The sequence below is a fragment of the Parabacteroides goldsteinii genome (assembly GCF_020091425.1).
GTDB classification, from domain to species: Bacteria; Bacteroidota; Bacteroidia; order Bacteroidales; family Tannerellaceae; genus Parabacteroides; species Parabacteroides goldsteinii.
The window spans coordinates 4,580,196-4,604,976 of the sequence record NZ_CP081906.1; the positions used below are offsets into that span (position 1 = coordinate 4,580,196).

General features: G+C 41.5%; 17 protein-coding genes and 1 pseudogene. 11 read left to right on the top strand and 7 right to left on the bottom strand.

The window, feature by feature from the left end:
• Positions 1-6: 6 nt before the first annotated feature.
• From K6V26_RS19490 to K6V26_RS19530, 9 genes and pseudogenes are all read left to right on the top strand, one after another.
• Positions 7-1,449 (top strand): TolB family protein, encoded by a 1,443-nt coding sequence (locus K6V26_RS19490; protein ID WP_224263616.1) that lies wholly within the window; start codon positions 7-9, stop codon positions 1,447-1,449.
• A gap of 80 nt (positions 1,450-1,529) precedes the next feature.
• Positions 1,530-2,405 carry an AraC family transcriptional regulator gene (locus K6V26_RS19495; protein WP_007655540.1) on the top strand — a complete coding sequence of 292 codons (876 nt, stop codon included), beginning with the start codon at positions 1,530-1,532 and terminating at the stop codon, positions 2,403-2,405.
• A gap of 385 nt (positions 2,406-2,790) precedes the next feature.
• On the top strand, positions 2,791-4,302 hold the full coding sequence (locus K6V26_RS19500) for a glycoside hydrolase (protein ID WP_224263617.1): 1,512 nt from the start codon (positions 2,791-2,793) through the stop codon (positions 4,300-4,302).
• Positions 4,303-4,320: 18 nt separating this feature from the next.
• Positions 4,321-5,367, top strand: a complete 1,047-nt coding sequence (locus tag K6V26_RS19505) for a T9SS type A sorting domain-containing protein (protein ID WP_224263618.1) — start codon at positions 4,321-4,323, stop codon at positions 5,365-5,367.
• Between the two features lie 50 nt (positions 5,368-5,417).
• Complete coding sequence (locus K6V26_RS19510) at positions 5,418-8,453, top strand: SusC/RagA family TonB-linked outer membrane protein (RefSeq protein ID WP_224263619.1); 3,036 nt, start codon at positions 5,418-5,420, stop codon at positions 8,451-8,453.
• 22 nt (positions 8,454-8,475) lie between these two features.
• A complete protein-coding gene (locus tag K6V26_RS19515; protein ID WP_224263620.1) occupies positions 8,476-10,242 on the top strand; it encodes a RagB/SusD family nutrient uptake outer membrane protein in 1,767 nt (588 codons plus the stop codon).
• Positions 10,243-10,305: 63 nt separating this feature from the next.
• Complete coding sequence (locus K6V26_RS19520; protein WP_224263621.1) at positions 10,306-12,117, top strand: aryl-sulfate sulfotransferase; 1,812 nt, start codon at positions 10,306-10,308, stop codon at positions 12,115-12,117.
• A gap of 99 nt (positions 12,118-12,216) precedes the next feature.
• Complete coding sequence (locus K6V26_RS19525; RefSeq protein ID WP_224263622.1) at positions 12,217-12,672, top strand: HU family DNA-binding protein; 456 nt, start codon at positions 12,217-12,219, stop codon at positions 12,670-12,672.
• Positions 12,673-12,731: 59 nt separating this feature from the next.
• Positions 12,732-13,944, top strand: a pseudogene (locus K6V26_RS19530) (glycoside hydrolase family 130 protein).
• On the opposite strand, the gene K6V26_RS19535 reads toward K6V26_RS19530, so the two are convergent.
• Together K6V26_RS19535 and K6V26_RS19540 are read right to left on the bottom strand one after the other, a co-directional pair.
• Entirely contained in the window at positions 13,941-14,960 is a 1,020-nt protein-coding gene (locus K6V26_RS19535; RefSeq protein WP_224263623.1) for a DUF4249 domain-containing protein, read from the bottom strand. The pseudogene K6V26_RS19530 and the gene K6V26_RS19535 overlap by 4 nt on opposite strands.
• Before the next feature lie 17 nt (positions 14,961-14,977).
• Positions 14,978-17,713 (bottom strand): TonB-dependent receptor, encoded by a 2,736-nt coding sequence (locus tag K6V26_RS19540; protein ID WP_394373097.1) that lies wholly within the window; start codon positions 17,711-17,713, stop codon positions 14,978-14,980.
• 226 nt (positions 17,714-17,939) lie between these two features.
• On the opposite strand from K6V26_RS19540, the gene K6V26_RS19545 reads away from it, so the two are divergent.
• Complete coding sequence (locus K6V26_RS19545) at positions 17,940-18,422, top strand: cold-shock protein (protein ID WP_007655554.1); 483 nt, start codon at positions 17,940-17,942, stop codon at positions 18,420-18,422.
• An 18-nt stretch (positions 18,423-18,440) separates the two neighbouring features.
• Positions 18,441-18,650 (top strand): hypothetical protein, encoded by a 210-nt coding sequence (locus tag K6V26_RS19550; RefSeq protein WP_007655555.1) that lies wholly within the window; start codon positions 18,441-18,443, stop codon positions 18,648-18,650.
• A gap of 24 nt (positions 18,651-18,674) precedes the next feature.
• Here K6V26_RS19550 and K6V26_RS19555 read toward each other — a convergent pair whose 3' ends face one another.
• The 5 genes from K6V26_RS19555 to K6V26_RS19575 form a co-directional block, all read right to left on the bottom strand.
• Positions 18,675-19,733 (bottom strand): DUF4249 domain-containing protein, encoded by a 1,059-nt coding sequence (locus tag K6V26_RS19555; protein ID WP_224263624.1) that lies wholly within the window; start codon positions 19,731-19,733, stop codon positions 18,675-18,677.
• Between the two features lie 5 nt (positions 19,734-19,738).
• Positions 19,739-22,438, bottom strand: coding sequence for a TonB-dependent receptor (locus tag K6V26_RS19560; protein ID WP_224263625.1), 2,700 nt, complete (start codon positions 22,436-22,438; stop codon positions 19,739-19,741).
• A gap of 7 nt (positions 22,439-22,445) precedes the next feature.
• Complete coding sequence (locus K6V26_RS19565) at positions 22,446-23,291, bottom strand: FecR family protein (RefSeq protein ID WP_224263626.1); 846 nt, start codon at positions 23,289-23,291, stop codon at positions 22,446-22,448.
• Positions 23,292-23,306: 15 nt separating this feature from the next.
• On the bottom strand, positions 23,307-24,107 hold the full coding sequence (locus tag K6V26_RS19570; RefSeq protein ID WP_154278176.1) for a porin family protein: 801 nt from the start codon (positions 24,105-24,107) through the stop codon (positions 23,307-23,309).
• Positions 24,108-24,207: 100 nt separating this feature from the next.
• Entirely contained in the window at positions 24,208-24,726 is a 519-nt protein-coding gene (locus tag K6V26_RS19575; RefSeq protein WP_044215195.1) for an RNA polymerase sigma-70 factor, read from the bottom strand.
• Between the last annotated feature and the right edge of the window lie 55 nt (positions 24,727-24,781).

Genomic DNA, 24,781 nt, shown 5'->3' on the forward strand with positions numbered 1-24,781 from the left:
ATAAAGATGATCTATAATATAAAGAGACTTATTCGATTGACAATGCTACTGGTATGTACAGCATGTACCTCCCAGCCCAAACAGGTGACAGAAGTGAGCGAACCTGCTCCCATTTACCCTGACTACGCAAATGTGACCATTCCATACAACATTGCCCCTTTAAACTTCCTGCTTCGTAACGAAGTATCCGCTTTACAGGTAACCGTTAGCGGACAACAGGAAAGTTTGACCGTCCACGGAAACAGGAAAGTTTGTTTTCCACTCCGTAAATGGAAAAACTTGCTGGAAGCTGAAAAAGGACAGACACTAACTGTCACTATCACAGCCAAGGTTGAAGGTAAATGGCTGCAATACCCGACATTCACTTGGAAGGTCGTCTCCGAAAAACTAGACAGTTTCTTAAGTTACCGCTTAATAGAACCGGGGTATGAAGTCTGGAATACCATCCAATTATGTGAACGTAACATCGAAACGTTTGAAGAAAAAGTAATTGCCGACAACAATCTGGTAGATGGCAACTGTATGAACTGTCACATCTATGGAAAACAAAGCGGCAATCTATCTCTGTTTCATTTGCGTGGAAAGAATGGCGGCACAATCCTCAACCGCAACGGCGTATTACGCAAACTATCACTTAAAAACGACCAAATGGTTTCCGGTGCCGTATACGGAGATTTCCATCCATCGGGACGCTATGGAGTCTTCTCTTCCAATATCATCATTCCGGCTTATCATGCCCAGAACAACAAACGTTTGGAAGTATATGACACAGTTTCCGACTTAGTTATTGCCGATTTCGACAACAACAAAATGCTTATCTCTCCTCAAACAGCCCGAAAAGAGGTATTCGAAACTTTCCCTACCTTCTCAGCCGACGGTAATTGGATATATTATTGTGCCTCTCCGGCTGTGGAACTACCGGAGAGCCTTCATCAACTCCACTATTCCCTTTGCCGCATCGCTTTCGATGCAGAAAAAGGAGAATGGGGCAACCATATCGACACACTTTGGAATGCAGCAGAACATCATGCCTCCGTTTGCTTCCCGAAAGCCTCTCCCGATGGTCGCTATTTGCTCTATTCGGTTGCCGATTACGGCACTTTTCCCATCTGGCACAGGGAAACAGACTTAAAACTAATGGATTTACAAAACGGCCAAATCGATTCATTGCCTACAATAAATTCCGACCGATCAGATACGTATCATAGCTGGTCGTCGAACAGCCGTTGGTTCGTCTTTGCCAGTAAACGGGGTGACGGGCAATATGGCAAACCCTACTTTGCTTATATCTCTCCCGACGGAACAACAGGAAAACCTTTCGTCTTACCCCAAAAAGATCCGGAACATTACGATTATACATTCAAATCATACAATATTCCGGAGCTATCCTCCACACCTGTACCCTTCGACGCCTTCGATATATACCGGATATATCAGGAACACGAGTAATAAAACAGATTCCATCTGTTCATATTTTCATTTTTATCACTATCTTCGCTTTTGCTCACACTGTTTTAATATTACATACCATGATAACAGAAGTTTTCAGAGAAAAGTCGCCACTATCCATTAAGGACAGTTTCATACTATTCGAACGCACAAAATCTTCTTTCACTTTCCCTATACATGTCCACAATGTTTGGGAACTCAACTTTGTAGAAAATGCAAGCGGAGCCTTGCGTATTGTCGGCGACTCGGAAGAAACTATCGGCGAAAAAGACCTTGTACTGATCACCAATACAGAACTAAAACATGCCTGGATGAACGGAAACTGCCGTTCGAATGACATCCATGAGATCACTCTCCAGTTTCATCCCTCCCTGTTTTCTAACCCTGCATTCCAGAAAAACCAGTTCGATTCAATCATGAAAATGATGGCAAAAGCAGAGCATGGATTGGCATTCGGACAAGCCGAGATCAACCGCATACAGCCTATTATGCGAATGATATCTACGGAAAAAGGATTCTATTCGGTCATAAAATTCTTTATTCTCCTACATGAGCTCTCTTTGTCGGAAGATGTACGCGTTTTATCTAAAAACATATCTCCGCAATATACGGAGGCAGACTACCAAATGAAAAAAATACTCGACTATATCAGTAAGAATTTGGCCGACCCTATAACGATAGACGAACTGGCTCAATATATGGGTATGAGTCTTTCCACACTTTCCCGGTTCCTCAAAAAGAACACAAATCGTAATTTCACAGACTTCCTGCAGGAATACCGCATCAACTCTGTTGTGCGCGAACTAAATAATAATGAAAAGGAATGCATCATGGACATCGCTTCCCGGTGTGGTTTTGTCAGCCAATCCTATTTTTACAAAGTATTTAAGAAATTCAAAGGTGTTACCCCACAGGAATACCGTGAGAACTACCAACGAATGCGAGTTATCATATAAACAAATCAGCGGCTATAATTATCGGTCGCTGATTTGTTGTTATAGTAATTTGAAAACCTCCTTTATTCCATTGACCGAATAGAGCAATCACTTTTGACCTAACAGCACACTCCTAAACCATATAAACAGCAGAGAAACAACATTTTAATACAATAAGTCCCTTAAAAATCCGATATACATATATTTGCATTTACAATGTTTATATTTACTAATAAAACACCTATTCGACGACAGTCTTGTTAATCTATGTAAATATAAAATATTTATAAGAGTTATGCTTTAATAAAATTGACAGAAAAGTGCACTACTTTGACAGAATAAGACACTTCTCGGATTCTGTCATTCCATACATTTGCAATGGAAATTAACATTAATGCCATTCATTATGAAAACACATCGAAATTTAACCTTAGGATTGTTCGCTTGTCTTTTCCTGCTAGGATCTTGTACTGACAGCGAAATTGTAGACCAGAAAACTGGTGGCTCCATTGCGACAAAAGCCGTTGCAAATACTGACGTAATACTCCATTGGAATACAGAAGAACAAAACATTGATGGTTTCGGTGTAGCACAAGCCGGATGGGCGGATTATCTGTATGCACACCGAAAACGTGATACTGTATTAGACCTGATGTTCGGAAAAGATGGATTGCACCTGAATATATTAAGAGGTGAAATCTATTCCCATTATTGGAAAAACGAAGGAGATACTTCTTTCCATTTGGATGAAGATATCGATATGCTGCTCGACGATCCATTCTTCGATATCGACTACAGCGCCGACGGGAATGAAGCAGCAGAAGAAATAGCCCAACGCAAAGGCCAGTTATGGATCAACCAACGTGTCAAAGCATTATATGACGTCGATAAATTCGTTTATTCCGTCTGGAGTCCGCCTGCCTATATGAAAAGTAACGGCAGTGATTCGGAAGGAAATTTAAAATCTGCTTACTATCAAAAATTTGCCGATTATCTGTCAGCATTTTGTGATGCTTACAGTTCAGTAGGTTTGAAACCTTATGCCATATCACCAGCCAATGAACCGGAATATGCAGCTCCCTGGAGTTCTTGTCTCTGGTTACCGGGAACAACTACCTTGGGACGATTCATTGTTAACAACATGGGGCCGACATTTGCCGCTAATCATCCGGATGTGAAAATTATCTTCGGTGAAAATGCACAATGGACAGGTATTTTAGGTTTTATCATGGGTAGTAAAAATTATGTACGCGATATTTTAAATGTCAATACCCGCATTACCAATTACCCGATCATCGCAGCCGGACACGGTTATGTAGATCCGGTAACGAAAAAAGATCCGGGTATCGAACCGTTTACGAAGGCTGAATCAAAAAATATACCGGTATGGTTAACTGAAATCAGCGACCCGCATAATTCATACAGCACTTCCATAGAAGATGGACTTAACTGGGCAGTTAAATTTCACCGTTACCTTTGTGAAGCCAATGTAAGTTCAATTATCTGGTGGGCAGGAGCCTTACCCGACAGTGGTACTAATGAAGGGTTAATTTATATCTCTAAAAATCGTACGGACTACGAAACCGGTAAACGTTATGAGACTTTCGGAAACTTTACACGCTATATTCCTGTAGGTAGTACCCGCATCTCAGCCGAATACAACTCCGACCAAGGCTATATGGTATCCGGTTATAAAAAAGGCAATAACTTTACGATTGTAGCCATCAATACCAACGACACAGAAACGACTATCGACCTGGCATTAGACAACAACCAAACAGCTAGCCCGCTTGCCGGTTACCTGACTGATGCCACCCACAAATGGGAAGCCTTGGAAACTATTCAACCAATAGGTAATACATATATGATAACTCTTCCGGCAAAGAGCGTTGTAACCTTTACAGGAAACGTTGAATAACTTTAAATTTATAAGATCATGAAAAAGTTTTTTACACAAACAATTTTACTGGTTGTCGCTTTATTAGCGGGAACAAGTGCAAAGGCTGTCAGTTATAAGATTGACGGACCGGAGACATTAACAACATTTGCCACATACAAAATAGTTACTGACAATGGTAGCGCATTACCATCTGGTTTAACGGCATCTTGGGATTATCCATCAGATTTTTATCGGATTGGTTATACAAATACTACTATTGAGTTAGGAAGGAAACAGGCAATAGGAACTTATACTTTATCTGCACGTTTAAGCAATGGTTCTTATGTAAGTAAAACTATTATTGCAAAAGAACCAGAGCCAAAGCCTGATCCTGATCCTGATCCTGAACCTATCCCAGATCAGACTGCTCAAAGTATATATGTACAACCAATAGAAGTATCCAAATACTACGATGGTCCATATGAAGACATCATGCAGTACAGACCATATACCGGTAAATATTATTTTATGTTTACTCACAATTTGAACGTAAAATTCTCTATCAAAAATAAAACAAATAAAGCAATAACGCTCAATAGTGAATCATTCGAAATAAATTACGGTACAAAAAACCTATACAACGTACTCAGTATCACAAAAGAATCATACACAGCTATTTCTTCTTTCACAATTCCGGCAAATGAAACTATAGATGTTATCTTCCATTTTGGTAATGAATGGTATGACAATCGAGAAAATGCAAATTTTCCAGATCTTTATCAACCTGTTAGATTATTCCTTTATTACAATGGAACTAAAACAGACGGCATTTCTTATAGTTATTTATTCAGTCGTACTGAAAGAAATAAGATCGCAGTTTCTCCTACGGTAGTAACATCAGATGTAACCGTCAAATCAACAGATGATTCAGCCATAAAATCTGTAAAAATTGTCGGAACAATGGGTGACCTTGTAAAAACAAGATCATACAATGGTAATTGTACAGAAGCACAGTTTGATCTTTCCAACTGTAAAAACGGTATCTATTACATTCAAGTTGAAAAAACAAATGGTATAGAGACAGCCAAGATCATCAAAAAATAACAACCTAAATCACATAAACAATCAGATTTTATCATTTAAATATTTCATTTATGAACAGAAAACTAGCTTTTTCTCTATTACTAGGAGCCTTTGCGGTATCCAGTTGGGCGCAACAGGCAGTTACCGTAAAAGGAACGGTAAAAGACGCGGAGAACAACCCAGTCATCGGAGCAACAGTTGTTGTAAAAGGAACCACAATAGGTACAACAACTGACATTGATGGGAATTACACCATCAATGTCAACCCAGGACAGGTCCTGGAATTTTCTTACGTAGGTATGCAACATTCATCCGTTACAGTTGGCAACAAAAGCATAATTGATATCACAATGGCTGACGGAGAACAATTAGACGAAGTCGTCGTTATTGGTTATGGTACGGTGAAGAAAAGTCATTTGACAGGAGCTGTATCTTCCGTATCTGGTAAAGAATTACAAGCCAATGTGGCTCGTAGTGCCACTTCCGCATTGCAAGGACGTATTGCAGGTGTAAATGTATCTACATCAAATGGCCAACCAGGAGAAGGTATGAACATTAACATTCGTGGTGTCAGTTCTTTAAGTTCAACCTCCCCTCTATATGTTATTGACGGTGTTTATGGAGACATTAATATGGTAGATCCTTCAGACATTCAATCCATAGAAGTATTAAAAGATGCATCAGCTGCAGCCATCTATGGTTCACGTGCAGCAAATGGCGTTATATTAATTACGACAAAAGGAGGACATTTAGAAAGCCCGACGCGTGTATCTGTTGATGCTTATACCGGAGTACAAACCGTTTCCAAATATATTGATGTCATGGATGGTAACGAGTTACGTGATTTCGCAAAAACAACAGGTTATACTACCGCAGAAGGTTTGTTGAATTGGAATGGCGGTAAAGGAACAGACTGGCAGAAAGAATTATACAGTACTGCCCTAGTTAGCAAAGTCGGCTTAAATGTTTCTGGAGGAAATAAAACAGCAACTTACAATGTCTCTGGTAGTTATTTAAATCAAGATGGTATTGTTAAGACTACAGGTTATGAAGCTTGGAACATACGAGCCAAAAATACATTTTCTTTGTTCAACAACCACGTTCGCATAGGATCTACACTCATGATGAAATTCTGGAAAAAAGATTATGAAGATGTCTCCTATACTTCTGCATTAACAGCAGTTCCTCAATGGGCTCCATACGATAAATCCGGAGAATGGGCATACGCTCCTTCTTGGACACGTGGTGATAATCCTGTAGGCTGGGCCGAAGCTCATGATTATCAAAAACACGGAATGGACATATTGTTGAATGGATACACAGAAGTCGATTTGGGATTAAAAGGATTGAAATATAAATTCAACGTAGGTATTAATAAATATACGCGTCGCAATTATTCATATGTAGTTCCTTATGAATTTAGTGAAACATCAAAAAATCCGGATTACAAATTAAATGAAAGTACTTCTTGGGAAAATGATTGGTTGATAGAAAATACACTTCATTATGACAATATATTTGGAGATCACTCTGTATCCGTTTTAGCTGGTTATTCTGCACAACGTAATAACTCCCGAGGTTTCGGTGCAGGACGTAGTGGATTACCCGAAGGTTTATATGTAATTGGTGCAGGTTCCGTAGCAAATCAAACCACCAGTGGAGATGCTTGGGCTAACACGATGATCTCCATGTTCGGACGTGCCATGTATTCATACGCTGATCGATATATGTTATCAGCTTCTATTCGTCGGGACGGTTCTTCCAAATTTGCAGATGGACACCGTTGGGGTACATTCCCTTCTGTATCTGCCGGATGGAACGTTATGAACGAAGATTTTTTTGAACAAGCTAAAGAAGTAATGAATGAATTGAAAGTTCGTGCCAGTTATGGTGTATTAGGTAATTTGAATGGCATTGGAAATTATGCAACCCAATCAACCGTTACTTCCGGCTTGAATAATATACAAGGATCTAGCCTTTGGGAAGGTGCTATTACCGGAGAAAAATGGACTTCTCTTTCTACTGTAACTTGGGAAAAAACAAAAACATTTAATATCGGTTTGGATATGGCGTTATGGAATAGCAAGTTGACGATCGGAGCTGACTATTTCATACAAAAGACAGAAGATATGTTATTAGGAATGCCTCAGCCCGGTAGTTTTGGGTTATCCGGAAGCCCAACTTTAAATGCAGGTACTGTAGAAAACAAAGGTCTCGAATTAGTAATCAACCATCGCAATAATGTTGGAGAAGTTTATTATCATATCGGAGCCAATGCCACATTCCTCAAAAACGAATTGACAAAAGTTAATGGAGATCGTGATGAATGGACAGGATTTAATCCTCACGGTAAAGGTGCTATTACTTATGCAAAAACCGGTTATCCCATCGGATTCTTTAACTTAATCAAATCAGACGGTATTTTCCAAAGTGAAGAAGAAATTAGAGCCTATGTGGATAAAAACGGAAATATGATTCAGCCGAAAGCACAACCTGGCGATTTGAAATTTGTAGATTACAATGGTGATGGACAAATCAATGATTTAGACCGTCAAGATTGTGGCAGCTCTTTTCCAAAAGTAACCTTAGGCCTGAATCTGGGGGCAGAATGGAGAGGACTTGATGCCAATCTGTTCTTCGATAGTAGTTTAGGACATAAGATTTATAATGCACAATATTATACGACAGTATACAATGAAGTAACAGGTAATCAATATGCAGAACGTCTTAATAGTTGGACTGAAAACAACCGAAATACAGATATACCACGTTATGTAAAAGGAACAGATGACAACGGAACAAACTGGGCATATATTGATCGTTGGTTAGAAAGCGGTTCATTCTTCCGTTTGAAAACACTGGAAGTCGGTTACACATTACCTAAAGCATGGGTTAACAAAGCTAAATTGCAAAACGTCCGTATTTACACAGCAATGGAAAATCTGTTTACAATCACAAGCTACAAAGGATACACTCCCGACTTGGGTACTGTTGATGCTGACGGTGCAGGAACATCGGGTGGATCGGGTGTATTGACACGTGGTTGCGATGACGGTCGTTACCCTTCAGCACGTACAATGACTTTCGGTTTACAAGTTAATTTCTAATAATAAAATAGCACATAGATATATGAAAACAAATCTAAAAAAATACATTATATCGTTGGCTTTTGCCCCCCTGCTACTATCTTCCTGTAGCGACAGTTTCCTGGAAGAGATTAATCCGAATGAACAAACACCCAGTACATTTTGGATTAATGAAGCAAACGTAATGAAAGGACTGTCAGCAGTCTATAATCCGGTACGCCGTATGTCATACGGATATTACGGAGGTTATGAAGGCCAATTGCATTATCAAATGCGATCAGATGATTTGTATCCTACCCGAGGAGAAGAAAAATCTATTTGGGAAATATTATCCTTCACCAATACACCGAACTCGGCTTCAACATGGGGAAACCTTTATACAGGTATTCAACTTGCAAATGAATTTTTGTATAATGCCCCAAATGCAGAAATGGATCAGGATAAATTAAATCAGCTTTTAGGTGAAGCTTATTTTATGAGAGGATTCTGGTATTTCCGTGTACGTACGGATTTCAATGAAGGTGTCATCAGAACATTGCCGCAATCAGCCGAAATGGAAGCTCCAGGCTTATCAACAGCGGATGCTGTACTTGACCAAGCCATTGCCGATTTCAAAGAAGCCAAGAATCGTTTACCTAAAGAACGTCCAACCGATGAAGCCGGACGAGTAACGCAAGGTGCAGCAATCGCCATGTTAGGAAAAGCTTATATTTGGAAAAAAGATTATGCTGCAGCCAAAACTGAATTCGAAACTTTAATGAATGGTTATGGATATGATTTGATGGCAGATTATGAAGATAACTTCCGTGATGATAGCGAATTCAACCAAGAATCTATTTGGGAAATAAATTATGAGGCATCAGGTGATGCAGGAGATGCATGGGGTAACAGTACAAGTGCAAACTCTTTCATGGGAAGCGTTATCGGACACTATTTTGGTCCCTCTTTAAACGGAGATGGTGCTACAGGACAAAATGCAGGTGGAGGTTGGTATAAAATGCAACCTTCGCCATTCCTCATCAAACAATTCATATCTGAACCTCGTCCTTCCGGAGCCGATACGAAATGGGATAAACGTTTATACACTACTTGTTTCTTCAAATACTCTGATTACGGGGACGTGAAAGAAGATGAAACGTTCTTTGACGGTTTCGAATTCGATGAAATATTCAATCAGACAACGCAACCAGATGGTTCCGACAAATATAGAATGACTTTAGGGCAAAGTCCTGCTTATCCAGATATCGAAGGGAAGGAAGGTCGTTTCTTGATGAAAAAACTGACTCCTTGGTGGAATAAAAGTGGTTGTACGATGTATAATAATAATTCCGGACGTATTACCAACTTCCGTATTATGCGTTTTGCCGAAGTTCTTTTCTTACATGCAGAGGCTTGTCTTGAGACTGGAGACAACGCCAATGCAATGAAGGATATCAACCGAATCCGTGTACGTGCTGGACTACCTGAAAAACAATTAGGCAGCCAAGATGAAATCATGAAGGAACTCCAAAATCAGAAAATGTTAGAGTTTGCAGGTGAAAATATCAGATGGGATGACTTAGTTCGTTGGTATAGTTACGAAGAATTAAAGCAAGTCTTAGTAAAACGTAAAAGCGATTCAAAAATCTGGGATCTTACTTGGGGAAAAGATGAGAATGGCAAAGATGTCATTACTGGTTATACATATACCGGAAGAATCGAAGGCACACAAAATTGCGAAAACTTCCAGAAAAAGCATATGTACTATCCCATACCACAAAGTGAAGTGGATGCGAACATAAACATGACACAAAAAGCTGACTGGCAGTAAACATACATTTTCAACTCAAAAGAGGCAGTAATTTGATACTGCCTCTTTTAAACAACTAATCACATGAAGAATTTTAAAACATATTTATTCTCATTATCACTATTACTCACAATAGGAATGACATCTTGTAATGATGAAGATATTCCCTCCTGTTCACTAGCCTTCCAAAGTCTTCAATCTCATGTAGACGAGGGTAAGTTATTGATAGAAATTACTGATGATGGTGAGAATTATTTGTTGAATTTTGAAAACGAATCTGTGAAAATAACAAAAAACCTTATTGATAATATCACAACGAATTCAGATACCTGGAAATCGACAATCACATTTGTTGATGGAACCAGCTATATCATACCATCTCTCGGAACTTCACTTGAATCTTTAATTACAAACATAGAAGTTAATCCATCCGGATATAATCCTCTTGCAGCCAAAGTTTTAATGAACTTACCAGCTTTAGGACGTATAAAAGTAACAGTCCATAGCAAAGAAAATTCATTAGTTCCAAATGTCAATTACTTTTTCAGCAATATAGAAAAAAGCCAGTCTATAACGATTCTCGGTTTATATCCTTCATATAATAACCAGGTTACGTTGACTTATACCGATAAGCAAGGTAATGAACGGAAATCTTCCACCATACAAATAAAAACCAACAGTTTAAAAGATATTTTTCTTCCTAAGAATTTAAATATAGTAAAAGCGGATATAAACAAAATGGAACCGGGCATGACATTAGTTAGTTCGCCTGGTGAATCAGATGAAGATACTTCAGTCCCTTATATGTTTGATGCCGATGGTAATATCCGTTGGATTCTTGACTGGCATAATCATCCGGAATTAAAACATATCGGAATGCACTGCGGTCTGCATCGGATGAAAAACGGTAATTATGTCGCCGGAGATATTAACAACAGACAGATTGTAGAAGTAAATCTTTTAGGAGAACTTATTAATAGTTGGAAAACAAATAACTTCGGATTTACATTCCACCATGAAGTGTTTGAGACTTCTGATAAAAAAATATTAATAGCAGCAACAAAGGTTGATGCTAAAACTGCAGACAACAGTAACGTACGAATCCTAGATCATATCGCCGAGTTAGACCCACATTCGGGAAGTATAAGTAAAATATGGGACTTAGCACAAGTATTAGACTCCTCTCGAATTGTTTTCTCCATAATTCCTGATGGTTACGAAGCTAATACTTTTGCACAGTCAAAAAGTAACTGGTGCCACAATAACGGTGTAAAAGAAACTGCAGATGGTTCCATTCTTTGTACCTCTCGTTGGCAAGGACTTGTTAAATTCACACGTTCCGGATCACTAAAATGGATTGTATCCCCGCATAACGCATGGAAAAAACAATTCGAAAAATATTTGTTGACTCCTTTAGACCGTAATGGGAACCCCATTACAGACCCTGATGTATTGAACGGAAAAAAAGATCATCCAGATTTCAGCTGGGGATGGGGTATTCATTGCCCTGTAGAAATGCCTAACGGGCACGTGATGTTTTTCGATAACGGTTACAGCCGTCTTTTTAATTTTAAAGACGCAGAAAGATACAGTCGTGCCGTGGAATATGAAATTGACGAACAAGCAATGACTATACGTCAAGTATGGGAATATGGTAAAGAACGAGGTAAAAATTGTTTCTCTACTCAAGTCTCAGGAGTTCAATATTTAGAACAAACCGACAATCGATTGTTCTGTCCTGGTATAAACAATCAATTAAGTAATGGTTATGGTGGTCATATCATAGAAATAAATCCGAAGACGGGAGAAATAGTATTTGAAGCTGAAGTCCAGTCTACCGGCTCTCCGGCTTTCCACCGTGCCAACCGCATCTCCCTCTATCCCGAAGGTCTTTAAAACATTATTCCGAACTGCCATTCTCAATATGACGTATTGAGCGCGTCAATACGGCGTATCGAGAAATTAACATATTTATTAATTAAAAAACAAAAAGCTATGCCATTCTACAAGAAAGCGTACAACTCAAAACAAAAAGTGCATTACCCTCGCGCCATCGTGCAAGGGAAGCCAGTAGAAACGGAAACGATTGCCAAAGACTTGGCGAAAATCTCCACAGTCAGCAACTCGGACGTTCAGGCCGTACTTGGCGATATCGCCGGTGTGATGCACACTCGTATGGCACAAGGCAAGAGCGTTCATATCAAAGGATTGGGCTATTTCCGCTACACCCTTAACACGGTAGGCGTAAAAGATATCAAGGATTTCAACTTCGCCAAACAGGTAAAAGCCGTCCGCGTTGAATTTATTCCCGAACGTACGAAAATGGCAGGCGGTAATTACAGTCATGCCCTGGTGGACAGCGACGAACTAGAATGGATCGAACTTTCGCCCGAAACGGAAGATACGACTCCCGGCGATGGTGGCGAAGGCGACCGTCCGGAGATCGAATAGAACAGAACACATTACCGCATACCGGTAAATTACATAGATAAATAAAGAACAATACGATAATGGATATCAATTTCTCAGATACGATCGAAAAGTTGCAGATACAACATGAAATGCTTTTATCTGCAGAGAATGTCCCTCTGGATGCTCCCCGCAGCATCGCTACACGTTATAAAAACCCTGTCGTTACAGCATCACATGTGCCGCTCGAATGGCGTTACGACCTGAATCCGGAAACCAACCCGTATTGCCTGGAACGCATCGGGGTAAATGCCTGTATGAATTCAGGTGCCATCAAATGGAACGGTAAATACCTGCTGATGGTACGCGTAGAGGGATTCGACCGCAAATCGTTCTTCGCCATTGCCGAGAGTCCGAACGGGGTGGATAATTTTCGTTTTTGGGAACGTCCGGTCAATCTGCCGGATATCGACCCGGAAGAAACCAACGTGTATGATATGCGCCTGACGGCACATGAAGACGGGTGGATATACGGTATCTTTTGCAGTGAACGGCATGACCGGACAGCTGCCCTGGGTGATCTGTCTTCGGCTGTGGCCAAAGCCGGGATTGTCCGTACCAAAAATTTGATCGACTGGGAAAGGTTACCCGATCTGAAATCGAAAAGCCAGCAACGCAATGTTGTGCTGCATCCGGAATTCGTAGATGGGAAATATGCATTATATACCCGTCCGCAGGATGGTTTTATCGATGCCGGTAGCGGTGGCGGCATAGGCTGGAGCCTGATCGATGATATAACAAACGCGTCTATTCTCTCTGAACAAATTATAGACAAACGCCACTATCATACAATCAAAGAGGTCAAGAATGGGGAGGGACCACATCCTATCAAGACTCCGGCGGGCTGGTTACATCTGGCCCACGGAGTCAGGGGATGTGCTGCCGGATTGCGCTATGTACTTTATCTATACATGACATCGCTGGAAGATCCGACCAAAGTCATCGCACAGCCTGGAGGCTACTTCCTCGCTCCGTGGGGGGGGAGAACGGATCGGGGATGTGTCGAATGTGCTATTTTCCAACGGATGGATTGCCGATGAAGATGGAAAGATATTTATATATTATGCATCCAGCGACACCCGGATGCATGTAGCAGTTTCTACTGTAGAAATACTGGTTGATTATTGTATGAATACCCCGGAAGACGGTCTGCGTTCTGCCACTTCCGTGGCAAAGATCAACGAGCTGATTGACAAGAATAAACAATACAAAATGATGTGTCAAAAGTTGAAATTAAGGAACGCTGATCTCTAATCATTATCCGGCAAAACTTTATTGGGAATAGCAACAGTGAGACTATCCACACAAGCTGTTCCCAATATACCTACTCCTCCCTCGATATTATTAAATACACGAACCGGTTCGGCAAGACCAATATCTGCAAGGTCGTTATTCAATGATCCGTCATTCAAAGAAGCCAAAGCTAACATATATTTATAATAAGATTCAGATATAGCGTATAGATAAACCCTCATTGAATCCGGCATAATAGGCTCAGAACTTTCAGATGAATAAGAATAACCATTATCCAACTTCATTGTATACTCCTTCCCGTTAAACAATTCATCCGAAAAAGGCCGTCCTTGCCCGCCAGACAACCAGTCATTTCCCATTACTTTATCCAGAATAGTAATTTTATTTGCAAATATCGGTTCAGAAGCAAAATCAACATACTGCGAATACCATTTATAAGACCCCTTGTAAACCTCCGTTTTCTCCCAGTCGTCCCCCACATAATCATACTCCGGATAGCCTCTGGTAAAACGAATAAGATAGCAGTTTCCAGCAGATGGATCATCCCGGAATGTAACTTTCAAACGTTCCTGAAAATAGCTATAATAAGGATTCTGATTATAATAATTTTCCACAGCAAAATTAAGTAATGTAGGAGGACCCGGTATTACATCTTCTGCCATAACCGGTTTATACCCATCCATTTTCGCTTCAATACGTATTTTATCTCCGACAACCGGGACATAAGTAGCTACATAGCCTCCAAATGTATTATAATTATACGCATTTAGATTAAATGATAACTGTTCTACAAAACGGTCATTTACGTATAACTTGACATCCGCGTTTTCCATAAGAAGGTTAACTCCGCCCTCCGTGTAAAACCAAGTACGTGACAAGGAAGCAATTATCGGTTTGTCCTGTATAATGACACAGTTCAATACAAGCTTAGGCTCCGGACGTAAATGCTCCAGATCAATCTCTTTCATACAGGAAGTAACTAATAAAAGAAGAGCTAAAAGAAATATATGTTTCATATGCATACTCATAATCATTAAAATTTATAGGTATAAGAAATAGAAGGAATTATAGGCATTATTCCAATAGTTTTAAAGACCGGTACATTCTTACCGTAAGAACTGCCTGGATCAGGAACCGTCTTATCACTTTTATAAATCATAAAAGGATTCATGCGGGAATAGACATTATATATGCTAACTGTCCAGATACCCATCCGCCCTTTCTTTTTAGGACGATATATCTTGATTCCTAAATCGAGTCGATGATAGGCTGGCAACTGATAATTATTTCGTCCTTCGTAATAATCGATTGACTCGCTTGCACCCACATAATGGTTATCATTATTCGTTGGAGAACCTGTTCCATTTTCATAATAGTTTTCCAAAGATAATGTCACATGGTTTCCGGAAGCATACGACCAGGCAGCAGAAAGTTCAACTTTAGGAGATATCTTATGCATCACCACTATATTCAATTTATGCCGGTTGTCAAAACGAGCCGGATAACGTGCTCCCTGATTCAGTTCGTCAAACTGACGGTCGGACCAGGACAGACCATAACCTACCCAACCCGTCGTACGACCAGTTTCTTTACGCACCATAAATTCCGCTCCATAAGAACGTCCCTCACCAGCCGTCAGTTTGTCTTCCCAATTGACAAAGGAAGGAGTAAAGGTATGTCCGTCACGATATTCCAACAGATTATCCAATGTTTTATAATATCCTTCAACAGAGAAATTATACTCTTTATTAAGATTGTAGTAGAAACCGGCAGAGACCTGGTCACTTATCAGCGGTTTCAATTTTCGTGTAACCGGCATCCAGGCATCGGTCGGTAAACTGATAAAACTATTACTAATCAGATGAACATATTGATTCATTCGGGAATAAGAAGCTTTAAAACTCAGATTATCATCCAGCAACCAACGAAGAGATACCCGCGGTTCCAGTCCGGTATAAGTCTTTCCCTGCACATTGAAAAGACTGAAACGCAAACCGGCATTCAACCTTACGGCAGACGATAATGTCCAGTCATCCTCCGCATAGACTCCGGCTTCATGCCCCCACAACAAATCGTTTGCAAATTCCTGTCCTATCTCGACCGATGTTTCTTCATTCTTTTCATAAGCTACCGAACGATTGTATTCCGGATGAAAACGGTGTACCAGATAATCACCTCCAAAACGGATATGATGAGCAGATGCCGGCAGATAATCGAATGAAGTGCGCAACCCAAAATCCGTAATACCCGTATTTGTTTCATTCTCCCTGAACGAATCAGAATAATCCTCATCTCCTTCGTTTCCTACCACATCGTGTTCTGTATTCCTCAATCTGGAATGATAACGGGTAAAAACTCCTGACACTTTACCAAACAAACGGTTATTAAATACATAAGTCCAACCGGCAGTAGCCATGATATTCCCCCAACGGAGGGATACATCGGAATCATAATTATAATTATTGTCACTATCTTGATCCGGGAAATCTGTACTTCCTCCTTTCAACACATCATTACCATTGTAAAGACTCAGATACATGCGGCTACGGTCGTTAAATATATGATTCACCTTCAGGTTCAGATCATGAAAAGCGTAACGGGCCCGCAGACGTGTTCCATCCTTCTTCGTTATCTTATTGGCGATAGCTACAGCCGGAGCTGAAAGTACATCCAGCCAGGTACGCCGCAAACCTATATTAAAAGAAGTACGGTCTTTTATGATAGGCCCTTCGAAATTTAGATTACCGGAAATCAAGCCAATTGAAGCACTACCGTGATATTCCTTCATATTACCCTCTTTTGTATGCACATCCACTACAGACGAAAGTCGTCCGCCATAACGCGAGGGGAAACCGGATTTGAAGAAATCCATACCGCTGATCGCTTCCGGATTAAATGCCGAGAAGATACCGCCGATATGATTGATCTGATAAACCGGGTTACCATCGATCAGGAATAAGTTTTCATCCACATTACCGCCACGGACATACATTCCTGCCGTTCCTTCCGTACCGGCCGACACGCCTGGCGTCAACTGCAAAGTTTTGATAATATCAGCCTCCCCAAACATTACGGGAGTAGAGCGAATCGTTTGCTGATTAATTTCCAATGCTCCCATCTGGGTACTTAGCACAGATTGCTTGTCATTACTTTGTCCGGTTATGACAACTTCCTCCAACGAAGCCGAAGGCTCCAGTTCGATAGTAAGCACTGTATCGCGCTCAAGTCCGTTAAGAATATGCTGATGACTGGTATAACCAATATAAGAAGAACGAATTGTAATATTCCCTGGTGGCAGTGTCAGGCTGAAAAAACCGAAATTATTGGAAGCTGTTCCCACACGACTATGGGCTTCATAAACCGAGGCCCCGATCAGAGATTCGGCGGATCTTTTATCACGCACAAAACCACTGACCGTTACCTGCTTGGGTTTACGCTTCAGAACCACTACGTTTCCTGTCATCTTGTACACTACCGGAAGATTCGCGAACAAACGCGTCAGGCAATCCGTCAGTGCTTCATCATCCGCACGGAACGTTGTTTTCTGAAGTCCACTCAACAAAGATGATTCGTAAGAAAAGGTTACTCCGGTTTGCTTCTGGATTTCGTCCAGGATTTCCCGAACAGAGGCCTTTTGCATGTTCAACGTAACCATCCGTGTTTCATCCACTCTATTTGTCTGTGCCTGAAGGCCGGACAAACTAAAAATCATCATCATTACTACCAAGGTAACACGGGCAAATTGTTTTGCAGGGTATACTTTCTTCATCTTGTTATTTGTTGATATCTGTTTTTAAGACAGATTTTCAGGAAATACCCCTATCGGATAAGACAAAAAAAATTAAACCTAGGAATATTCCCCTTTTTTGCTTATCTTTGTAGAAGAGTTAGAGATATAAATCATTATTGCACAGTTCTCCTTATCATTTTAAGCAGGTCTCTCCTTTAATTATACTCCTCACTCCACTTAGTATTTATCTTATAAAAAAAGTTATATGGCAAGATCAATGACAGTTGACAAACGTGAAAATGAAAAGAAAAGACTCGCTAAACGAGCAGAAAAGCAAAAGAAAAAAGAAGAAAAGAAGTTATCCGGCAAGGCAAGCAGTTTCGAGGATATGATTGCTTATGTCGATGAGAATGGAGTAATTACTTCAACCCCGCCCGCGGAAAATATCAAAAAAGAAGAAATCAACCAGGAAGAAATACTGATCTCGGTACCTAAAAAGGAAAAAGAGGAACCGGTCGTTTTAAAAGGTAAAGTCGATTTCTTCAATACATCCAAAGGATTCGGTTTTATCAAAGAACTGGTAAGAGGTGAAAGATACTTTTTCCACGTAAACAATTTACTTTCAAAGGTTGAAGAAGGTGATATTGTTACATTCGACCTGGAACGTGGTTTGAAGGGAATGAATGCGATCAATATATCTTTGGAGAACGAACCGGAAAATAAAAATCCGGAAGACGATATCACTTAATATTAAATAGACAAAAGTATGAAAAGGGAAATCAACATGCGGTCAGACAGGAATCAGGCCAATCAATTAATTGAAAATTCACTGAAAGAGTATAAAAAAAGCATTGGCGAGGTAATACTCGTTTCAGTAGGTCCGCGAACAACTATTGAATTACCGGCCAGTCTGACACAGGCAGAGAGAGAAGCCCGTATCGAGATCTATAAAAAATTACATAGTTCGAAGATCTAAAAATCTCAATCAGATGGATACAACCTAGTACCACACGTGCGTCCGATCACCGAAAGGCATTGTAAGGCGGCGTGTGGAAATCTGATAACCTGTCACTACTCCGAAACCGTCGGTTACGTTTGAATAAACGGCAGTCGGTTCCAGCAAACCATCCAGAAAAGCATCTCCTAAAGAGATAGAGAAACCGCGAATCTTTTTCAAGTAGTTATAATAAGCTTCCGAAATAGACATCAGATGGATATCATAATGTACAATAGCTTCTATCGAATCATTCTTAAAAGAACTTTCCGGGAAAAAGGAACTGGTCAACGTGTACTCTTTTCCATCAAACATCTCATCGGATAAAACACCCCGGCAATAAGTCCCGTCATACTCCTCCAGAGCGGGAGATGGAATGCCTTGCTGAAATGCAGGATCATCATAAACCAACCTGAAGTCATAAGATACAATTACGACCTCTACACTGTCACCGGAAATTACAGAGTCTCCCCAATTATCGTTAAATGAACTTACCCACATCACCTTATCCCCTTTACGATACTCGACCAGACGTTCCACCACCAACCGGTAATAATTCCGGACAGAAGGATCATCTTTCAACGTCAGATATATCCGCGTACGCGCCGAACTATAATCAGAGGTAATCACACTGGCTGTATCGAGTGATAATATATCTGTTTTAGAAGGAATAATGGTTTCACCCTTTACCGGATCAAATCCCGGAGCCTGAGCTTCAAGCCGTACTTTGTCACCAGCCTGCACGTGACAACCCGGTAGTCTGAACTGCCCTTTATATGCCGTGCTATCAGCCGGATCGTCGGATCGCTGCATGGTTCCCCGGAAAGTATCATTCACGTAAACGTCAACCTTCACTCCTTCATCCGGTAGATCATATTCCGGAACACTATCCAGCAAAAACCAGCTTTTTGACAAAAAAGCCGCCACTTCCCGTTCCGGTGTTACGGATGCATTCAGAACCAACACCGGAGGTGCAGGGTCAAGTTTTAATATCACATCGCGTGTACACGAGAGACATATGAATAATAGCAGCAGAGACAACGGGAACAATAATATCTTTTTCATAACGATCAGAATTTATAAGTATAAGACACAGAAGGCAGGAACAGAAACAGGATGGATTGTTCCAGATATATATTTTTCTTTCCTGTCTCACCGTCTATATAATAATGAGTTCTCACAGAAAACGGATTCGGATGAAGATACGCATTGCAAAGGCTCAGGTTCCAGACTCCCAGACGTCCTTTCTTTTTATAACGATAAAAGTTCACCCCCAGGTCAAGACGGTGATAAGGTGATAGTTGATAGTTATTACGCGAACTGGCAGCATAAGCGACACCTTCGCCCTCCTTTAGTATAACGTCTTCTCCCTGCATATAGCCATGGTCGGTCTGCCCGGTTCCTCCATGATAGATCTGATCCATGATAGTAATATGATTACCAGAGGCAAACATCCAGGCGGCAGTCAACTCTACTTTACGGGAAATTTTATAAGTTGCCACCAGATCAACCTTATGGCGATTATCATATTTGGATGGGAAACGGCGCCCTTTGTTCACACTACCGTCCGGAAACCGGCGGTCAGACCAGGACAACGTATAACCGATCCAACCGGAAAGGCGTCCGGACTTTTTCTGGGCCATCAACTCCATGCCATACGCACGACCATATCCCATACCAACCCGCTCTTCCCAGTTAGAATAATCCGTACCGACCGGAATGCGGTCTTTATATTCTATCAGATTATTCATCCGCTTGAAATATCCTTCCACGGAAAAATTATACTGCCTGTGTAACGTATAATAAAGACCTGCTGTAAACTGGTGGGCATTCATCGGCCTGATATTACGGGTAACGGGTACCCAAATATCCGTAGGCTGGCTGATATAAGAATTGGAAAGCAAATGGATATACTGGTTCATTTTCGTATACGACAGTTTTGCCGATAAATTACGCGCCAGCAAATAACGGGCGGATAAACGAGGTTGCAAAGAGAAATAAGTCTCCCCCTGCACATGAAAGGTCGTTGCACGCAAACCGACATTAGCGGTCAGGCGTTCTATCACATGCATCTCTTCTTCCGCAAACAGAGACACTTCGTGACCGCGGATCAGCGAGTTTGCATAGACCGTATTGGTCTTCTGCGATTTGACAGAATCTTTGTATAAACTCTTCATCGTATTCTGCTCCGGACGGAAATTATGGAAAAGATAGTCTCCCCCGAACTTCAGACGATGTTTCTCATGCAGACGATAATCGAAAGACGCACGCAGGCTGACATCTTCCATCGCCGAACGGTAATGGTTTTCCTGGCTGAATAACTGCCGGTCCTTCCGATTGGGCGATAAAGTATATCCTTCCTTATCCTGCTGGATATGCGAACGATAACGCGTATAGCCTGCCGTAAACGTAGCAAACAATTTATTACTGAACACATGGCTGATCCCGGCCGAACCGATCAGGTTTCCCCAGCGCCAACGGAAATCTTTACCTACACGATCTTCTTCGTCTTTCTCCTCTCCGTTCAGATAACTGTCGCTTCCCATATAAAAACTCATATAACCACGTGTCCGGTCACTAAAGGAGTGGTTTACTTTCGCATTCATATCGAAGAAATGATAACCACCCCTGATCTTCTTCTCTTCCCCGCTGTTGAGAGCTTTCAGCAAAGGCCAGGTAATCAGCTCCATCCAGGTACGCCTGACAGACACATTGAAAGAGGATTTTCCTTTTACGATAGGCCCCTCCAGGTTGCCCCGCAAAGCCAGCAGACCAATCGAAAGATTACCATGATATTCATACCGGTCGCCATCATTGGTCCTTACGTCTACTACGGACGAAAGCCTTCCTCCGTATTCGGCAGGAAAGCTTCCTTTATAAAATGTTGCATTTTTGACGGCATCCGGGTTAAAGGCGGAAAAGAAACCGAGCAGATGGTTGGTGTGATAAACCGGATTGCCATCCAGCAAAAAGAGGTTCCCATCCGCATCACCTCCCCGGACATGAAGTCCGGTCATCCCTTCGGTCCCCACTGCAACACCGGGCAATCGTTGCAGGGTTTTCACCACATCCGTCTCCCCCAGCAGGGCGGGCATCGACTTGATGCGCTGGGCAGGCACCTCCACAACCCCGGTTCGCGTGCTTAATACCTCCGATCGGGGATTCAGTCCCTCCACGACCACTTCGCCCAATGCCCTCGACGAAAGCAAAGGTATATCTATCAATGTATCGCAAGACAATTCAAATGTAACCTCTTTCGCTTCGTATCCGACATAAGAGGCCCGCAAGGTTACTTTTCCGGGTGGAAGCGTGATACTGTAAAAACCATAATTATTGGTAGTCGTACCGGTTCTGGATTTACGCTCAAAGACATTGGCATTGATCAGACTCTCATACGACACCGAATCGCGGACAAAGCCACTGATCGTATACAGCCGCGGCTTCCGTTTCAGTATCACGATCTGCCCTGTCTGCCGGTAAGTAAGAGGCAAGGTGGAAAATAATCTTCTCAGGCAATAGGAAAGCGATTCGTCCTGTGCCTTGAATGAGATTTTCGGAAACTCATCCAGCAAAGACGATTCATAGGAGAAAAAGATTCCGGTTTGCTTTTCCAGTTCCTGTAAGATTTCCAACAAAGGGACCTGTCGTTTGTCCATCGTAACCGTAGGCGTCGGTTCCACCGGAAGATCGACAACAAAGGCTTCTTCCCCGGCTTTTACCTGGGAAAAAAGCATAAGAAGCCCTGTCAGCAATATCCATATACGTTCCATAGATTACTTATTTATTGGGGTCAGGAGCCAGGCGGGTATCGAGTGTCTGGTTGATAACCAATAAAACATCTTCCAGCGGAAGATCATTGAAAGTGGCCGTCAGTTTCAGATTCGGAGTTTCTGCTTTATTGATTATATTCACCTGATAGTATTCACTCAGATCGCTGACCACCTTCTCCAACGGGGTGTCATTGAAGCGCAACTGCCGGGTTTTCCACGACAGGGTATTAAGGTCTTCTTCTTCCAGTATCGTGATTCCTTTACTTTCCATAGAATAGGAGGCCGACATTCCGGCGGTTAATATCACTTTGTCCGTTTCACTGCCGGTAACGCCAAAGCTGACTTTACCGGTCATCACATCCACATCCGTCCCGTCCGGCTGTTCATCTATCTGAAAACTGGTGCCGAGCACGGTAACTTCCGTCCGTTCAGTATATACAGAGAAGGGGCGTGCTTCATTCCGCGTCACTTGGAAAAAGGCTTTTCCTTTCATCTCCACTACACGCCGTTCCTTTCCGTAAGCTTTTTTATCATATCGGATGGAAGAATTACCAGCCATCGAAATCAATGTGCTGTCGGGCAGGTAAACTTCCATGATTTGTCCCGGTTCGGTCGTAACAGCAACCCATTCGGGCGAATTACGATCGGTCATAAAATAAGTACCAAAACCAATGAGCAGCAACAACACCGACGCAGCCGCCATCCAGTAGCGACGGAAAGAGACCGTATGGCGTACCTGATGCTTGCCGGCAAACTTTTGCCAAGCCTTATCAGTATCCAGACGTCCTTCCTCGTAGTGTTTCGCTACGAAACGAATGCGTTGTTCCAGTTTATGTTCCTGCTCGTTGTTCATCTTTTATTTCATTCTCTAAAATCTATATCCTATCGTAAAACTTACAGTATGATATTTCAATCCTATATCATCATATTTATACTCTTTACCCAATCCCATATCATAAGTGGCATTAAACGTAAAGCGTTTTACCTCAATACCGGCATTAAACGTAAGTCCCCAGTCGAAACGTTCATAACTACTGTTTTTTCCAAACGGGTTCCAGGAATCAGAGGTCGTCGAAAAACCTTTTTCTGATATTTCCATTAACGAATACTGCTTCTTACCTCCGATCCCATAAGCTAAATAAGGACCGGCTGCTATATGCAATCTTACATCTTCACCGATCTTCCAGTTAAAACGGGCTAAAATGGGCAACTGTAAATAATCTCTCCGAATACTTCCTTCGTTCAAACGGATACCTTCTACCCGCATATCCAAAGGAAAATTTATTCCTCCACTTCCGTAATAACCATATCCACCATCACCAGCAAAGTTCCCATAACCAAAACTTGCCAAATATCCCGGAGCAAAATTCAGGAAATAATCAACCTCTTTCCCATCTTTGTCCATGGTTTTACCATAAGCTGCTCCATAAAAGCTTTTCCCCGTCCCCCGTTGTACATAATACAGGCCGGATTGAAGTGAAAACAATCCTGAACCAAAAGTATAACTCACAGCCGCACCGGCTTTAAAACCGACAGCAGCAGGCGAATCCTTGTACTTCGTCACATTCATTCCGGCCTCAGGAGTTACAGACCATTGTGCACTAACCTCCGTCACACACATCAACATCATCATCAACATCACGCAAGATGTAATCTTCTTCATCATCATTTCTCTCATTCTTAGTGAAACAAAAATTTGTAATACCTTTTGTCTCTAAGACAGAGTTAATGGAAAAAACCCCTACTCCGGATAAAACTTTTTTCTCAGGTCACGCCAGCCCCAAGAGAAAGTTATAGATACGCACAGCTGTTTCCCGCAACGCTTTCAAAGCCTTACCCATCTGATTCTCAACCGTCTTGATTGAGATATTCAGTTCTTCCGCAATCTCCTGGTACTTCAGGCCGTCGCGTTTGGAAAGTAAAAAGATTTTTTTGCGTTCGGGAGGTAAACCGTCGATAGCATTCCACAGCCGGGCATCGCGTTCGGCATTATACATCTGCTCCTCTTCCGACGAGTCTTCCATATCCGGAAACTGGTCGGTAGTCTGCAATTCGACCGGCTGAGTCACCAGCGACAGGGAACGGTTGCGTACTGCCTGATACATATAGGATTTAAGATTCTCAATCAACACATTATTGATATTCTTATCCCATACATCGGCAAAGGCTTGCTGTACAATATCCTCCGCATCATCTAACCGTTCAGTGAAACGGAGTGCAAACAAGCACAGAGGTTTATACAAATCCCTGAAATACTGTTCAAACTCTCCGCTGGAAATGATTGCCATACGTTTGCTATCTGTAACTATTCGCCACAAAGTAAAGCAGATTTCTTGATAGTCA

Excerpts from the sequence above, each read along its gene's own strand:
- K6V26_RS19510 (WP_224263619.1), top strand. The coding sequence starts at position 5,418 with ATGAACAGAAAACTAGCTTTTTCTCTATTACTAGGAGCCTTTGCGGTA.
- K6V26_RS19555 (WP_224263624.1), bottom strand. The coding sequence starts at position 19,733 with ATGAAAAAGATATTATTGTTCCCGTTGTCTCTGCTGCTATTATTCATA.
- K6V26_RS19550 (WP_007655555.1), top strand. The coding sequence starts at position 18,441 with ATGAAAAGGGAAATCAACATGCGGTCAGACAGGAATCAGGCCAATCAA.
- K6V26_RS19545 (WP_007655554.1), top strand. The coding sequence starts at position 17,940 with ATGGCAAGATCAATGACAGTTGACAAACGTGAAAATGAAAAGAAAAGA.
- K6V26_RS19490 (WP_224263616.1), top strand. The coding sequence starts at position 7 with ATGATCTATAATATAAAGAGACTTATTCGATTGACAATGCTACTGGTA.
- K6V26_RS19505 (WP_224263618.1), top strand. The coding sequence starts at position 4,321 with ATGAAAAAGTTTTTTACACAAACAATTTTACTGGTTGTCGCTTTATTA.
- K6V26_RS19575 (WP_044215195.1), bottom strand. The coding sequence starts at position 24,726 with ATGGCAATCATTTCCAGCGGAGAGTTTGAACAGTATTTCAGGGATTTG.
- K6V26_RS19515 (WP_224263620.1), top strand. The coding sequence starts at position 8,476 with ATGAAAACAAATCTAAAAAAATACATTATATCGTTGGCTTTTGCCCCC.
- K6V26_RS19520 (WP_224263621.1), top strand. The coding sequence starts at position 10,306 with ATGAAGAATTTTAAAACATATTTATTCTCATTATCACTATTACTCACA.
- K6V26_RS19500 (WP_224263617.1), top strand. The coding sequence starts at position 2,791 with ATGAAAACACATCGAAATTTAACCTTAGGATTGTTCGCTTGTCTTTTC.
- K6V26_RS19525 (WP_224263622.1), top strand. The coding sequence starts at position 12,217 with ATGCCATTCTACAAGAAAGCGTACAACTCAAAACAAAAAGTGCATTAC.
- K6V26_RS19560 (WP_224263625.1), bottom strand. The coding sequence starts at position 22,438 with ATGGAACGTATATGGATATTGCTGACAGGGCTTCTTATGCTTTTTTCC.
- K6V26_RS19540 (WP_394373097.1), bottom strand. The coding sequence starts at position 17,713 with ATGAAGAAAGTATACCCTGCAAAACAATTTGCCCGTGTTACCTTGGTA.
- K6V26_RS19565 (WP_224263626.1), bottom strand. The coding sequence starts at position 23,291 with ATGAACAACGAGCAGGAACATAAACTGGAACAACGCATTCGTTTCGTA.
- K6V26_RS19570 (WP_154278176.1), bottom strand. The coding sequence starts at position 24,107 with ATGATGATGAAGAAGATTACATCTTGCGTGATGTTGATGATGATGTTG.
- K6V26_RS19535 (WP_224263623.1), bottom strand. The coding sequence starts at position 14,960 with ATGAAACATATATTTCTTTTAGCTCTTCTTTTATTAGTTACTTCCTGT.
- K6V26_RS19495 (WP_007655540.1), top strand. The coding sequence starts at position 1,530 with ATGATAACAGAAGTTTTCAGAGAAAAGTCGCCACTATCCATTAAGGAC.